Annotated in this window: 14 protein-coding genes; 9 read left to right on the top strand and 5 right to left on the bottom strand. The window is 73.3% G+C overall.

From position 1 onward, the window contains the following. Nucleotides 1–38 precede the first annotated feature (38 nt). Together NDW01_RS04505 and NDW01_RS04500 are read right to left on the bottom strand one after the other, a co-directional pair. The gene (locus NDW01_RS04505; RefSeq protein ID WP_252816812.1) at nt 39–908 is read right to left on the bottom strand and encodes an SDR family NAD(P)-dependent oxidoreductase; all 870 of its coding nucleotides are present in this window, start codon (nt 906–908) and stop codon (nt 39–41) included. Between the two features lie 65 nt (nt 909–973). Then, entirely contained in the window at nt 974–2,188 is a 1,215-nt protein-coding gene (locus NDW01_RS04500) for an MFS transporter (RefSeq protein WP_252816809.1), read from the bottom strand. Between the two features lie 269 nt (nt 2,189–2,457). On the opposite strand from NDW01_RS04500, the gene NDW01_RS04495 reads away from it, so the two are divergent. Then, a complete protein-coding gene (locus NDW01_RS04495; protein WP_252816808.1) occupies nt 2,458–3,312 on the top strand; it encodes a polysaccharide deacetylase family protein in 855 nt (284 codons plus the stop codon). Between the two features lie 84 nt (nt 3,313–3,396). Here the strand turns inward: NDW01_RS04495 and NDW01_RS04490 are convergent, their stop codons facing one another. After that, complete coding sequence (locus NDW01_RS04490) at nt 3,397–4,188, bottom strand: 3-hydroxybutyrate dehydrogenase (RefSeq protein WP_252816807.1); 792 nt, start codon at nt 4,186–4,188, stop codon at nt 3,397–3,399. A gap of 146 nt (nt 4,189–4,334) precedes the next feature. On the opposite strand from NDW01_RS04490, the gene NDW01_RS04485 reads away from it, so the two are divergent. The 5 genes from NDW01_RS04485 (at nt 4,335) to NDW01_RS04465 (ending at nt 9,525) form a co-directional block, all read left to right on the top strand. Beyond that, a complete protein-coding gene (locus NDW01_RS04485; protein WP_252816806.1) occupies nt 4,335–5,741 on the top strand; it encodes an FG-GAP and VCBS repeat-containing protein in 1,407 nt (468 codons plus the stop codon). Nucleotides 5,742–6,065: 324 nt separating this feature from the next. Further along, nucleotides 6,066–6,665 (top strand): ATP-binding protein, encoded by a 600-nt coding sequence (locus tag NDW01_RS04480; RefSeq protein ID WP_252816805.1) that lies wholly within the window; start codon nt 6,066–6,068, stop codon nt 6,663–6,665. Then, entirely contained in the window at nt 6,662–7,375 is a 714-nt protein-coding gene (locus tag NDW01_RS04475; RefSeq protein ID WP_252816804.1) for an alpha/beta fold hydrolase, read from the top strand. Before NDW01_RS04480 ends, NDW01_RS04475 begins: the two co-directional genes overlap by 4 nt. 69 nt (nt 7,376–7,444) lie before the next feature. After that, a complete protein-coding gene (locus NDW01_RS04470) occupies nt 7,445–8,752 on the top strand; it encodes a cytochrome P450 (protein ID WP_252816802.1) in 1,308 nt (435 codons plus the stop codon). Further along, the gene (locus NDW01_RS04465) at nt 8,749–9,525 is read left to right on the top strand and encodes an IclR family transcriptional regulator (RefSeq protein WP_252816800.1); all 777 of its coding nucleotides are present in this window, start codon (nt 8,749–8,751) and stop codon (nt 9,523–9,525) included. The genes NDW01_RS04470 and NDW01_RS04465 overlap by 4 nt, the downstream gene beginning before the upstream one ends. A gap of 213 nt (nt 9,526–9,738) precedes the next feature. Here NDW01_RS04465 and NDW01_RS04460 read toward each other — a convergent pair whose 3' ends face one another. Beyond that, on the bottom strand, nt 9,739–10,566 hold the full coding sequence (locus tag NDW01_RS04460; RefSeq protein ID WP_252816798.1) for a hypothetical protein: 828 nt from the start codon (nt 10,564–10,566) through the stop codon (nt 9,739–9,741). A 178-nt stretch (nt 10,567–10,744) separates the two neighbouring features. Between NDW01_RS04460 and NDW01_RS04455 the strand changes: the two genes are divergently transcribed. Together NDW01_RS04455 and NDW01_RS04450 are read left to right on the top strand one after the other, a co-directional pair. Beyond that, on the top strand, nt 10,745–11,977 hold the full coding sequence (locus tag NDW01_RS04455; protein WP_252816796.1) for a cytochrome P450: 1,233 nt from the start codon (nt 10,745–10,747) through the stop codon (nt 11,975–11,977). Between the two features lie 120 nt (nt 11,978–12,097). Then, on the top strand, nt 12,098–12,373 hold the full coding sequence (locus tag NDW01_RS04450) for an isoamylase early set domain-containing protein (protein WP_252816793.1): 276 nt from the start codon (nt 12,098–12,100) through the stop codon (nt 12,371–12,373). 27 nt (nt 12,374–12,400) lie between these two features. Here NDW01_RS04450 and NDW01_RS04445 read toward each other — a convergent pair whose 3' ends face one another. Further along, nucleotides 12,401–12,781, bottom strand: a complete 381-nt coding sequence (locus NDW01_RS04445; RefSeq protein ID WP_252816791.1) for a winged helix-turn-helix transcriptional regulator — start codon at nt 12,779–12,781, stop codon at nt 12,401–12,403. A 72-nt stretch (nt 12,782–12,853) separates the two neighbouring features. On the opposite strand from NDW01_RS04445, the gene NDW01_RS04440 reads away from it, so the two are divergent. Further along, nucleotides 12,854–13,780 carry an NADP-dependent oxidoreductase gene (locus tag NDW01_RS04440; RefSeq protein WP_252816789.1) on the top strand — a complete coding sequence of 309 codons (927 nt, stop codon included), beginning with the start codon at nt 12,854–12,856 and terminating at the stop codon, nt 13,778–13,780. Nucleotides 13,781–13,952 lie beyond the last annotated feature (172 nt).

Below are 13,952 nucleotides of genomic sequence, written 5' to 3'. Positions count from 1 at the left end.
CGGCGCCGCGTTCCGCGGTGCCGTGCCGTGCGGATCCGTCATCCGGCCCGCTCCTCGGGCTGCGGTGTCGTCAGCGGCGGGTCCTCTTCGGCCGCGATCCGCAGAGCGGGCTCCACTCGTGCCCGCACCGCCGTCTCGAGCACACGCTGGGCCGCCATCCGCCCGTACAGGACCGGCCCGACCCAGCGCGGGGCGTGCACCCGCCGGGCGCGTGTCGCGATGCCGCGTTCGAGCGCGTCGACCCCGGCCCGGAGCGGCGTCACCCCGGTGAACGCTCCGCGCCTGCCCTGCAGCGCGGCGGCGGCCCGCGTGCCGAACCCGCGGTGCGTCATGTCGGTGTCCAGCTCGGCGAAGTAGGCGACGCCCACCCGCGCGCCGGTGTGCCGCAGCTCGACGCGGAGCGTGTCGCCCAGGGCCTCGACCGCGGCCTTCGAGGCGCTGTAGGCGCCGAGCAGCGGCGCATGGACGGCGGCGGCCAGCGAGGCGACCGTCAGCGCGTAGCCCTCCGGGTGGGCGATGTACGGGCCCGCCGACCGCAGGGTGTGGTAGGTGCCGAAGACGTTCACGCGCATGGTCGTCTCCAGGACCTCGGGATCACCGCCGAGGACGGGCCACTGGCAGGCGACACCAGCGTTGGCCACCACGACGTCCAGGCCGCCCAGCCGATCGGCCAGCTCCGCCACCACCCGTTCGACGAGGTCGCGGTCGGTGACGTCGCAGGTCCGCCAGGGCGCGTCCGCGCAGTCGCGCGCGACGGCCGCCAGACCGTCCGGCTCCAGGCCCGCCAGGGCGACTCGGGCACCGCGGGCGTGCAGACGGCGGGCGAGGGCCGCGCCGATGCCGCGCGCCGCTCCGGTGACGAGGACGCGGCGCCCGCGCAGCGCCGCCGGGTCGTTCAGTCGTCGCATGAATCAGCAATACACCGGCTCCGCCGTTCGCGGGACCCGGTCTCGCAGGCCGGCCGCGCCCGCCGTCAGGCGGCGTCGGCGACGGGTGCCGCGGCGGCGGGCGCGGGCGGCGCCGCCGGCTGCGGGGCGCGCCGCCAGGCCGGGGCGGCGAGCAGGACCACGAGGAGACCGGCCGCGCCGGAGATGGCGAACGCCCAGCGGGTGCCCAGGCCGTCGATGATGACGCCGGTGAGAGGGCCCGAGACGGCCAGGCCCAGGGTCATCGCGGTGCCGTGCAGTCCGGTCGCCTCGCCGCGGGCCGCGGCCGGCACCCATCGGCTGAGGGTGTCGATCGTGGTGGAGATGGCCGGGGCGCACATCACTCCCGCCGGGAGCAGCGCGAGGCAGAGCCATCCCCAGTGCCCGGCCAGGCCCATGGGAACGGTGAGCGCGGCCATGCCGCCGACGATGACGAGCGGGGAGAAGCCCCGGGCCAGCGCGCCGTACACGAACCCGCCGGCCATCGACGCGAGCCCCCACACGGCGAGCACCAGGCCGGTCCAGCGGGTCGCGGAGTCGGCCTTGAGCACCGCGACCAGGCCGAGCTCCGTCGCGGCGAGCACGAACGTCGCCGCCGCCGTCACGCCGAGCAGCGCGAACAGGGCGGGAGTCAGCCACTCCCGGCGGCGCACCGCGGCCCGGCCGGTCTCCGGCTCGTCGTCGACGCGGATGGGCGGGTCGAGCGCCAGCAGTGCCGCGCCGGACCCGACCAGGCCGATACCGATGAGCGCCATCGTCCAGGAACTGCCGATCGCGGTCGCGACGGCCACGGCGAGCGCCGGGCCGGTCATGTAGGCCACCTCGACGAGCATCGAGTCCAGCGCGTACGCGCTGCGGCGGTGCTCGGCCGGGACGGCGGCCGCGACGCACTGGCGGACGACGGTGAAGACCGGCAACGCCAGGACCCCGCTCACGAAGGCGCCGGCGAACAGCGGCCAGTACGACAGGAACGGCGCGGCCGTCCAGAAGACCAGCTGGGCGAGCGTGGTGACCACCAGGACCGGCCGGAGGCCGCGCCGGTCCACGAAGCGCCCGGCGATCGGGGCGCCGACCGCCACTCCGGCGGTCGAGGCCGCGCCGACGAGGCCCGCCTGCATGAACCCGCGTCCCAGGCCGCCGACCACGTACAGGGTCAGCGTCAGTCCGCACGCCACGACGGGGATCCGGGCGACCAGGCCGACGAGCAGCAGCGTCCGGACTCCGGGGATGGCCAGGACCCGCCTGTAAGGTTCAACGGTCACAGTGATCACTTACCTCCGCGGGCAGTATGCCAGCGGGCACTGACAGCCCGAAACCGGTTTTCCGCGCGCCACGCCGCCGGCCCCGAGCCGCCGGTCCTTTCCCGACAGCGTTCTTCATCGCGCGTTCGGGCGGCCGGATTTCGCGGGTATAGGTAACGCGACGGGGGTGGCCCATCGCGGTCCCCGCTGTTCGGCTCGACATTCCGGACCGTTCCTGGCCGCCCCCCGAACCCTGCGCATGACCAAAAGTCGCTCAGTCGGGGGCAAAGGTGACGAACGACGAAAACGATAAAAGTAATAAAGACGAGAAAAGCGGATTTCTGCAACGGCGTTGGGCCGTGCCCGCCGCCCTCGGCGCGGCCGTATTGGTGGGCGGTGTGGTGGGCGCGGGGGTGTTCCTTCTCGCCCGTTCGCCGTCCCACGAGAACCGGTCCGCCGCCCATCGGGCCGCGAAGCCGCGGCCGGCGGCCCCGGCGAAGGTCGACTGCCACGTGCGCAAGTGCATCGCGCTCACCTTCGACGACGGACCGGTCACCGGCACCGCCAAGCTTCTGGACATCCTGAAGGCGCACGGCGCGCACGCGACCTTCTTCGTCCTCGGCCAGCAGGTGGCGAACAACCAGGACATCCTGAAACGGGAGGCCACCGAGGGCCACCAGATCGGCAACCACACGTTCGACCACGCCAAGCTGACCGGTGCCCCGCGAGCGAAGGTCGAGGACGAGCTCATCCGCACGCAGGAGGCCATCCTGCAGGCCACCGGCACGACGCCGACGGTGATGCGCCCGACCTACGGGTACTCGGACAAGCAGCTCAACGAGATCGCCAAGCAGATGGGACTGGCGCAGATCCTGTGGACCGTCGACACGTTGGACTGGAAGGACCGCAACACCGCGGTGGTGACGAAGCGGGTCCTGGCCGGCGCGAAGCCGGGCCACATTGTGATCATGCATGACATCCGGCCGACGAGCGTGGCCGCGATTCCCGGCATCCTGGACGCGCTGAGCAAACAGGGCTACGCCTTCGTCACGGTCTCCGAGCTGTACGGCGGCAACCTGGTGCCCGGCGACCGGTACCCGCCGTTCCTCGGATCGCCCACCGCGGGCCCGGCCCCGCCCACGTAAGCCCGCCGCCCGGCCTGATCGGCGCTCGCGCGACCGCACGCGGGCGCCGTCGGCCGTTCAAGGGTCCTGGTGGCGCCGGACCCCCTAATGGGCGGTCCAGCCGCCGTCCATCGTGAGGGACGCCCCCGTGATCATCGACGCGTGCGGCGAGCAGAGGTAGGCGACCATCTCGGCGACCTCCTCGGGCTCGATCAGCCGCCGGATCGCGGCCCTGGCCAGCATGACCTCGTCCACGACCCGGTCGGGTTCCATCCCGTGCGCCGCCGCCTGGTCCGCGATCTGATGCTCCACGAGCGGAGTCCGCACGTACGCCGGGCTGACGCAGTTCGCGGTCACCCCGTGCTCGGCGGCCTCCAGCGCGATGACCTTGGTCATCCCCTCCAGGGCGTGCTTGGCGGCGACGTAGGCGACCTTGTACGGCGAGGCGATCCGGCCGTGCACCGACGAGATCCCGATGATCCGGCCCCAGCCGCGTTCGTACATCCCGGGCAGCGCCCGGCGGGCGAGACGGAACGGCGCCTCCACCATGATCCGCTGGATCCGCGCGAAGACGTCCGGCGGGAACTCGGTGACCGGGGCGACGTGCTGCAGTCCCGCGTTGTTGACCAGGATGTCCACGTCGCAGTCGATCGCCTCGACCGCGGCGGCGTCGGACAGGTCCGCGGCGACCGCCCGGCCGCCGATCTCCTCGGCCGCGGCCGCGGCCTCCTCCTTGCGCAGGTCGACGATGACGACCTCGGCTCCGGCGGCCGCCAGCCGCCGGGCGCACGCCAGGCCGATGCCGCCGGCCGCGCCGGTCACCAGGGCACGCCGGCCGGACAGGTCGGGACCGGCGGACGACTGGAAGGACGGTTCCGGGGCGTTCGGCGGGACCACGCGCTCCTCCTCGATCGAGACACTCCAGCGGATACGACCCTATCCACCGCCTCGGGGGCCCTCACCAGCGGATGTTACGAGCAGGTGAACCTGGAGCGATCTTGCGGCGTCCTCCGAGCGAACATCCGCGACGAAGGGGATCGATCATGAGGATGCGCACCACGGCCGTGGTGGGGGCCGCGGCGGTCGTGACCACGCTCGGGCCGGCGGGGGCGGTCGCCACACCGGCCCACGCCTCGGCCGGCCCGGCGAAGGCGGGGGACTTCAACGGCGACGGCCGCCGCGACCTGGTGACGGCGAGCCCCGGCGGCACGGTGGCCGGCAAGCAGGAGGCCGGTTTCGTCACCGTCGTCTACGGCGGCAGGACAGGGCCGGACAAGACCCACCGCCAGGTCCTCACCCAGGACAGCCCGGGGATCCCCGGCACGCCCGGCGACTACCACGCGTTCGGTGGCGCGGTCGCCTCCGCCGACTTCGACCGCGACGGGTACGCCGACCTCGCCGTGACGGCCGCCGGACGGCCGTGGCAGATCGTCATCGTCTACGGCGGCGCGAAGGGCCTCACGTCGCGCACGACCACGCTGACGGGGCCGGGCGCGTGGAACGACCAGTACCTGGCGGTCGGGGACTTCGACCATGACGGTGGCACCGACCTGGCGTCCTCGGTGTCGGGCGACACGAACGCCCTCGTCCTGTTCCGCGACGTCCGCGACCGGACCGTCCCCGCGACCGCGTACCCCGTCCAGACGAAGGGCGACGAGGTCTCCGCGATCGACCCGATCGCGGGCGACTTCACCGGTGACGGATACACCGACCTGGTCGTACTGGTGCGCAGCTCGATCGACGGCGAGCCGGTCGAGAACCGCGCCGAGCTCCGCCGCGGGTCGCCCTCCGGCCTCGGCGCCCCGACCCCGGTGGGCTCCGACGTCGGGCGGGCGGCGGTCGCCGGCGACGTCAACGGCGACGGCCGGGCGGACCTGATCGCCGCCACCGGCGGCGGCGACGGCGACCGCTCCGACCCGCCGGAGGGGATCCTCGTCTTCCTCGGCACCCCGTCGGGCCTGGGCGCGCCGAAGGAGTTCACCCAGGACACCCCCGGTGTTCCGGGCGTCTCGGAGGTGCGCGACGGCTGGGGCACGGTGCTCGCCGTGGGCGACGTCGACGGGGACCACCGCGCCGACGTCGCGATCGGCGCGCCCGGCGAGGACGTCGGCCGGGTGCAGGACGCCGGCGCGGTCACGATCCTGCGCGGCGCGGCCGGCGGCCTCACCGTCAAGGGCGCCCAGATCTTCGACCAGAATTCCGCGCACGTGCCGGGCGTCGCGGAGACGGCCGACGCGTTCGGCGGCGGGCTGTCGCTGGCGGACCTGACGGGCGACGGCCGGGCCGACCTGACCGCGGGCGCCCCCGTCGAGAACCGCGAGGAGGGCGGCCTCTGGGTGCTGCGCGGCGCCAAGACGGGAGTCACCACCACGGGCCTGCGCACGCTGAGCCCGTCCGATCTGGGCGTCGCGAAGCGGCACGCGCAGCTGGGCCGCGTCCTGCTCCCCTGAGCCGGCGGCTCCGTGATCACGCGCGCCGCCGGGCCACCCGGCGGGACCGATCGTCCTCGCCGCCCCCGTACGACCGCCGGTGCCGTACGGGGGCGGCGTCGTTCGCGACGGGAACGGTACGCGGGCGCGACCTGCCGACGTTAACGATCTACCGTGCATTCCGCCGTTTCCGTTGACATCGGCCCGCCGACGCTCGATGCTCCCGGAACGTACGCCCAGAATTTGCTCACTACGCCCATTATTCGGGCACCGACCGGCGGGGGGCGCGAGTCCTTGTCCGATTCACCGGAGCAGCGACCTTCCGGCCTTCCCGGGAACGACGCCGTGACGGCCACGACCGGGTCCGCGGACGGACGCCGCCGGTCCGGATGGTGCGATCTCCCGGGCTCGCGGCTGGCGCCCTCCATCGCACGCCGCTGGGTCGCGGGGATGCTGGACTCCTGGAACCTCTCGCTGCCCCCGGCGGACCTGGCGACGATCGCGGAGCTGACCAGCGAGCTGGTGACCAACGCCGTCCAGCACGCGGAGCCGGGTCCCTCCGGCGACCAGGAGATCAGGGTCAACGTCCGGGTCGACTACGGCATGGTCTGGCTCGCCGTCTGCGACCGTGACCCGACCCTGCCCGTACGGAGGACGCCCGACTTCATCGCCGAGTGCGGCCGCGGCCTGTTCCTGGTCGACGCCCAGGCCGACCAGTGGGGCTTCGTCCGGTACCACGGCGGCAAGTACGTCTGGTTCGGTCTCGAGTACCCCGGCGGCGCTCATCGGGCGACCGCCGCCCGCCGTCCGGAGCTCATCGTGGCCGCCGCCCCGGAGCCGCCCGCCTCCCCTGATCCGTCCGCATCGCCTTCGGCAGAACAGGACCCGGTATGCCTCCCGTCGCCCTTCCCCATGCCCTCCGCGGCTCCGGACCGCATCGGGTGATCGCGCTGCACGGCTGGTTCGGCGACCGCGACGCCTTCGCCGGGATCCGGCCGTACCTGAACGGGGAGGCGTTCACGTACGCGTTCCCCGACTACCGCGGGTACGGCGAGGCCCGCGACGTCGCCGGCGACCACACGCTCACCGAGATCGCCGGTGACGTCATCGCGCTGGCCGACGAACTCGGCTGGGAGGAGTTCTCGCTGGTCGGGCACTCGATGGGCGGGACGGCGATGCAGCGGGTGATGCTGGACGCGCCCGGCCGGGTCCGCAGGATGGTCGGCGTCTCGCCGGTCCCCGCCTCCGGCGTCCCGTTCGACGACCAGGCCTGGGGGCTGTTCTCCGGCGCCGCCGAGGAACCCGCGAACCGCCGGGCGATCATCGATCTCACCACCGGCGGCCGCCTCCCGGGCGCCTGGCTCGACGCGATGGTGGACACCTCGCTGCGCGTCTCCACGGTCCCGGCGTTCCGCGCCTACCTGGACGCCTGGGCCCGTACCGACTTCCATGAGGAGGTGGTGGGCAACGCCACGCCGGTCCTCGTCATCGCCGGCGCGCACGACCCGGCGCTGTCCCCCGACGTCATGCGGGCGACCTGGCTGGAGTGGTACCCGAACGCCGAGCTGGTGACGTTCCAGGACGCCGGCCACTACGCGATGGACGAGACGCCGCTCGCGCTGGTGGCCGAGATCGAGCGTTTCCTGGCCGCCTGAACACCGTCCGGATCGCCGGCGCTCCGGCCGCCCGTACCGGTCCGGCCGTCCGAGGATCGAGGGAGCACGTTGCCGTCCGAAGAACGAGACACCGCCGCCGTCCCGTCGGGCCCGGCCGCGGATCTCGACGTGTTCGACCCCGCCGTCTACGCGCGGGGCGTCCCGCACGAGACCTACCGCCGGCTCCGCGACGAGGACCCGGTGCACTGGCAGGAGGAGTACGAGGTCGGCGGCTGGCCAGCCGGGCCGGGATTCTGGGCCGTGACCCGGCACGCGGATGTCGTCCACGTGCTGCGCGGCCCCGCCGAGTACAGCTCGTGGATCGGGGCGACGCAGATCCGCGACCCGGACCCCGCCGACCTGCCGTTCATCCGGCGGATGATGCTGAACCTCGACCCGCCCGAGCACGGCCGGCTGCGGCGGATCGTGTCCAAGGTGTTCACGCCCCGCCGCGTCGAACGCTTCGCGGCCGACGTCGAGCGCCGGGCGCGCCGCCTCGTCGACGGCATCGCCGAACGCGGCGCGTGCGACCTGCCGGTCGACGTCACCGACGACTACCCGATCCAGAACCTCGCCGACCTGCTCGGCATCCCCGAGGAGGACCGCGACCGGATCCTCGCGTGGACCAACCGGGTGATCGGCTACCAGGACCCCGACCACGCGGAGGCCGCCCGCGGCCCGGACGGCAGGCCGGTGAATCCCCGGTCCCCCGCGATGCTGGCCGACATGTTCGAGTACGCGCACGAACTCGCCGCCGCCAAGCGCCGGGACCCGGCGGACGACCTGATGACCGCGCTGGCGACCGCCGAGGTCGACGGGCGGCGCCTCAGCGACCCCGAGCTCTCGATGTTCTTCTTCCTGCTGGTGATCGCCGGCAACGACACCGTACGCTCCGGCCTGCCCGGCGGGGTGATGGCGCTCCTCGACCACCCCGATCAGCACCGGCGGCTGCTCGGCCGTCCCGAGCTGCTCGACTCGGCGATCGACGAGATGCTGCGCTGGCATCCGCCCGTGCTGAGCTTCCGGCGCACGGCCGTACGGGACACCGTGCTCGCGGGACGGCCGATCGCCGCCGGGGACAAGGTCGTCGTGTTCCACGCCTCCGCCAACCGCGACGAGCGGAGGTTCCCCGATCCGGACCGGTTCGACATCGCCCGGCGGCCGAACGACCACGTCGCGTTCGGCGACGGCCCACACGTGTGCCTGGGGGCGCACTTCGCCCGCCTGCAGCTGCGGATCTTCTACCGCGAGTTCCTGTGGCGCCTGCCGGACCTGGAGCCCGCCGGGCCTCCCGCGCGGCTGGTGTCCAACTTCATCGCCGGGATCAAGCACCTGCCCGTCCGCTACACGCCCGTACGACGGAGCGACTCCCGATGACCGACCGACCGCACCGCTCGGCGCCGCCCGGCCGCCCCCGCGCCGGCTCGCCGTCCCCGGTCCCCGGAGCGCCGCCCTTCTCCGCCTCCGCGGCGCCGCCGTCCCCCGCCGCCACCGGGTCGAAGACCATCGACACCGGTCTACGGCTCCTGGAGATCCTCCGGGACCACCCCGACGGGCTGACGATCAGCGAGCTCGCCCGCGCCGCCGACGTGCACCGCAATGCCGTGTCCCGGCACCTGACCGCGCTGCGCAACCACCGCCTCGTCTCCCGCACCGGGATGCGGTACACGCTCGGACTCGGCATCGTCGAGCTCGGCGCCGCCGTGCAGCACCGGCTGCGCGCCGCGGCCGAGGGGGCGCTCCAGTCGCTGGCCGACGGCTGCCGCGCGACGGCGTTCATCAGCGTGCTGGACGCCGAGGAGGAGGTCGTCGTGCTCGCCGTGGCCGAGCCGCGCGGGTCCGACTTCCACGTCGCGTACCGCGCGGGCAAGCGCCACGCCGTCGACCGCGGCGCGCCCGGGATCGCCATCCTCGCCGGCCGCCCGCCGCGCCCGGGCGAGCGGCCGATCGTACGGGAGGCGCGCCGGACGGGATACGCGGTCACCGAGGGCGAGTTGCAGCCCGGCGCGTGGGGCGTCGCCGCGCCGATCGTCGCGAGGGGACGGCCCGCGCAGGCGAGCGTCGGGGTGGTGACGATCGGCGCCCGGGACGAGTCCGCCATCGCGCCGCGCGTCGTCGCCGCGTCCGGCGAGATCGCCCGCCTGCTCTGAGCCTCCCTCGTCCCCAGGCTCCCGCCGACCCTCAACGGGCCGCGCCGGGCAGGCCCGGCACCATGGGCCACGCCAGGCTGGCCGGGCCACCACGGGCCACGCCAGGCGGACCGAGCCGCCCCAGGCGGACCCGAGCCGGGCGGGCCGGGCCACCACGGGGCGCGTCAGGCGAGCCGTGCCGGAGCAAGCCGCGTCACGCTTGCCGAGCCGCACTCAGGTGGGCCGGGCCGGCGCGGGGCGCCGCGCGTGGCCCAGCAGGGCCAGGGCGCGTGCGGTCTCGGTTGCGGTGAACGGCAGGCCGGGCCGGTGCAGCCGGATCCGTTCGCCGGCCGGAGCGGTCAGGGACAGCGTGTCCCGGTCGGAGCGGGCCGCCCGGTCGGCACGGTCGCCGGTGTCCGGGATGAGACGGGCCTCCAGCAGAGCCGCCAGGGCGGCCGGCAGCCGATGCGGGTCCGCGGCGGCCCACGACGCCAGGAGCAGCGCGCGGGCGACCGGATCGACGAGTTCGCGGACGGTGGCCGGGCGGGCCTGGACCGCCCGGCCGCCCGCCGCGGTGAGCGCCTCGACCAGTGCCTCGGCGGTGACGGGCTCCGGCAGCTGGACGTGGAGTTCGTCGACGGTTCCGTCGGTGTCGGGCTGGGTGCTCAGCGACAGGATGTTGCCGCCGATCGCGGCGGTGGCGGCGGCCAGCGCCGCGAGCTGTCCGGGCGTCTCGCGCACCCGCGCCCGTACGCGCCACAGCCGCGCCGCCGGGGCGGCGGTTCCCGCCGCGGGATGGCCCGGCGCGCGTCCGTGACGGTCACGCCGGTGGGTCAGCCAGAGGTGCGCGGACACGATCGCGCAGAGGACGCCTCCCAGCACGACGAGGATGACGGCGCCCGACCGGCGATGGCCGAGCGCCGTGGAGAACAGGTGCGCGACGCCCGCCGCCACGAACAGCGCCGCGAACTCGACGGCCTCGCGCCGCCATGTCCGCCTGCCGTGGCCGTGGGAGGCGTCGCCGCGGTCGATCGGACGGCCCTTCCTGATCTTCAGTCCCATGCGGACCACTCTGCGCAGCCCTCGTTGCGGCCAGCGATCATCGCCGTGACGTCGGCGTAACCGAACATCCTTTTTGGTGAAGACCGGAAAAAGTGGGCTTCACCGGGCTCGGTGACAGCGACGGCAACAGTGGCTTACGGTGGGCGTCAACGGATCGGCGACCCGGGAGCGAGGAGCGATGACGCACGGCGCGGACCTGGCGCGGCTGGACTTCTGGGGACGGCCGCCGGCCGAGCGCGAACAGGCGTTCGCCGCGTTGCGGGCCACCGGGCGTCCGGTGTTCGTCGACTACGCCCCGGACGCGGCGCAGACGGTGAACGGCTACTTCGCCCTGACCCGCCATGAGCAGATCATCGAGGTCAGCCGGCACCCGGAGACCTTCAGCTCCGAGCCGACCGCCACCAGCCTCGACGACCCGCCGCCCGCGCTGAGCGAGTTCGTCGGCTCCATGATCAGCATGGACGACCCACGGCACGCGCGGCTGCGCCGGATCGTCTCCCGCGCCTTCACCCCCCGCATGATCAAGAAGTTCGAGGACGACGTCACGCTGGTCGCCAGGGACATCGTGGACCGGCTCGCCGAGCGCGGGCCGTGCGACTTCGTCACCGAGGTCGCGATGCCCCTGCCGCTCACGATCATCTGCGCGATGATGGGCATCCCGAAGTCGGAGTACGACGGCGTGATCGACGCCACCAACCTCATCATCGGCGTCGGCGACCCGGACTACGTCGGACCCGACGGGCAGGACCGGACCTCGATGGTCGGCGAGAGGTTCGCCTACCTGCACGGGCTGATGGGCGAGCTCGCCGCCGAACGCCGGGAACGCCCCTCCGACGACCTGGTCTCCGCCCTCGTCACCGCGAACCTCGACGGCGAGTCGCTGACCGAACGCGAGCTCGGCAAGTTCTTCGGGCTCCTCGTCATCGCGGGGAACGAGACCACCCGTACGGCGCTGAGCCACGCCCTGACGCTGTTCACCGACCACCCCGACCAGCGGGCGCTGCTCACGGCGGACCTCGACGCCCGGCTGCCCGGTGCCGTCGAGGAGGTCGTACGGTACGCCACGCCGGTGACCTGGATGCGCCGCACGGTCACCCGCGACGTGGATCTGCTCGGGCACACCTACCGCGCCGGCGACCGCGTCGTCCTCTACTACAACTCGGCCAACCGCGACGAGGCGGTCTTCGACCGCCCCGACGAGTTCGACATCACGCGGTCGCCCAACCCGCATGTCGGGTTCGGCGGTCCCGGCCCGCACTTCTGCCTCGGCGCGCACCTCGCCCGCCGCGAGATGACCGTGCTGCTGCGGGAGCTGTTCACCCGGTTGCCCGGCATCCACGCGGCCGCGCCGCCCGTCCGGCAGCGCAGCAGCTTCATCAACGGGATCAGCCGGCTGCCCTGCGCCTTCTGATGCGGCAGCCTCTCGATCGCGTGAATTCTGCGTTACACGCCGTGTCGTCCGTGCCGTCCGGCTTCGGGCCCGCCATGCTGTTAGTCCCCCTCTCTGATCCACCCCTGTGCGAGGAATTCGATGCTCAGGCGCTCGCGGCTGTTCGGCCGCAAGATCCGTGTCACCTTCAGCCTTCCCCCCGACCGGCCGGAAGGGGTCGTCAGCGTCGTCGGCGACTTCAACGACTGGGAGCCCGGCCGTCATGAGCTCGTCAAGCGGCGCCACGGCAGGCGCACCGTCTCGGTGACCCTGCCCCCCGGCGTGCACCGGTTCCGCTACCTGGCCACCGGCGGCGTGTGGTTCGACGACGAGACCGCCGACGACCGGGACGAACACGGCTCCCTGATCAGAGTCTGATCACGTCACCGCGTCGAGCGCGGGCCCTCAGTCGCCGTGGGCGAGCGGCTCGTGATCGGCGTCGAGCGCATCGAGCACCGCGTCGCCGTGCGCCCTCGCCCACTCGGTCAGCATGTGGATCGGATCGATCAGTGTGGCCCCGAGTGGGGTGAGCTCGTACTCGACGCGGGGCGGCACCTCGGCGTAGGCGTGGCGGCTGATGAGTCCGTGCGCCTCGAGCCGTCGGAGCGTCTGGGTGAGCATCTTGCGGGAGATGCCGCCGATCATCTCGATCAGCTCGCCGTGGCGCACCGGGCCCTCGCTGAGGCCGTAGAGCACGACCGCCGTCCACTTGTCGGCGAGGAGCTCGACCGTCAGACGCGCCGGGCAGTCGGCGAGGAAGACAGCATCGGGACCGAAACCGCTCATGGCGCCAAAGGTACCTGGCGGTTCCCATCGGAAACCTAGCCTGGGTCCTCTCCCCCAAAGCGTAGGAGAGTCATGCGAGTCATCACCCAGCAGACGCTCGGCGGTCCCGAGGTGCTCACCATCGTGGACGCGCCCGAGCCCCGGCCCCTCCCGACCGAGGTCCTCGTCCGCGTCAAGGCGATCGGGTTGAACCCCCTGGAGGCGCGCCTGCGCGCCGGCGAGTTCCCACTGATCGGCCGGCCGCCGTTCATCCTCGGCTGGGACATCAGCGGCGTGGTCGAGGAGGCGCAGACGTGGCGGTTCAGGCCCGGCGACGAGGTGTTCGGGATGCCGCTGTTCCCGCGGCCGGCGAACGCGTACGCCGAGGCCGTGTCGGCGCCGGCGTTGCACCTGGTACGCAAGCCGGCGTCGCTCTCGCACGTCGAGGCGTCGGCGCTGCCGGTCGTCGGGCTGACGGCGTGGCAGGGCCTCGTCGACATCGGCGGTGTGACCGAGGGTGACCGCGTCCTGATCCACGGCGGTGGCGGCGGGGTCGGCCACGTCGCGATCCAGATCGCGAAAGCGCGCGGCGCGCACGTGATCGCGACCGCCAGCGGGAGCAAGCGGAAGTTCGTCGAGGGCTTCGGCGCCGACGAGGTGATCGACTACACGGCGGTCGACTTCACCGAGGCGGTCCGCGACATCGACGTCGTGCTCGACACGATCGGCGGCGACACCGTCGAGCGGTCGCTCGAAGTGCTCCGCCCAGGAGGTCACCTGGTGACGGCGGTCGCCGAGGAGGATTCGGAGCTCGCCGCCAGGTACGAGGCGGCCGGCATGCGCTTCAGCGGCATCGGGGTCGAGCCCGATCCGGTCGCCTTGCGAGGTCTCGTCGAACTCGTCGAACAGGGCAGCCTCCGGGTCCACGTGCAGGAGACGTTCCCGTTCGAGCGCGTCGCCGACGCGCACCGGCTGCTCGACGGCGGCCATCTCCAGGGCAAGCTCGTCCTCACCGTCTGAACCCGTCGTGCGCGAGCGGGCCTGCCAAGTGCCATGAGAGCGTCAGTGGGTAGTGCCGCAGGGTGTCAGTGGGTCTGCCGCGAGAGCGTCAGTAGCGGGTTGAGTGACAGCTAGCTGTCAGTGGGGTCCGACAGGTAAACGTCAGTGGCTGGCGACAGGTGAATGTCAGTGA

The organism is Actinoallomurus soli (genome assembly GCF_024055715.1).
Classification (GTDB): Bacteria; Actinomycetota; Actinomycetes; order Streptosporangiales; family Streptosporangiaceae; genus Actinoallomurus; species Actinoallomurus soli.
The sequence above is the reverse complement of the archived record's forward strand: the minus strand, read 5'-3'. Positions and strand labels throughout refer to the sequence as shown.

Coding starts and splice junctions, on each gene's coding strand:
- NDW01_RS04445 (WP_252816791.1), bottom strand. CDS start 12,781: ATGAGCGGTTTCGGTCCCGATGCTGTCTTCCTCGCCGACTGCCCGGCG.
- NDW01_RS04455 (WP_252816796.1), top strand. CDS start 10,745: ATGACGCACGGCGCGGACCTGGCGCGGCTGGACTTCTGGGGACGGCCG.
- NDW01_RS04465 (WP_252816800.1), top strand. CDS start 8,749: ATGACCGACCGACCGCACCGCTCGGCGCCGCCCGGCCGCCCCCGCGCC.
- NDW01_RS04450 (WP_252816793.1), top strand. CDS start 12,098: ATGCTCAGGCGCTCGCGGCTGTTCGGCCGCAAGATCCGTGTCACCTTC.
- NDW01_RS04505 (WP_252816812.1), bottom strand. CDS start 908: ATGCGACGACTGAACGACCCGGCGGCGCTGCGCGGGCGCCGCGTCCTC.
- NDW01_RS04485 (WP_252816806.1), top strand. CDS start 4,335: ATGAGGATGCGCACCACGGCCGTGGTGGGGGCCGCGGCGGTCGTGACC.
- NDW01_RS04460 (WP_252816798.1), bottom strand. CDS start 10,566: ATGGGACTGAAGATCAGGAAGGGCCGTCCGATCGACCGCGGCGACGCC.
- NDW01_RS04440 (WP_252816789.1), top strand. CDS start 12,854: ATGCGAGTCATCACCCAGCAGACGCTCGGCGGTCCCGAGGTGCTCACC.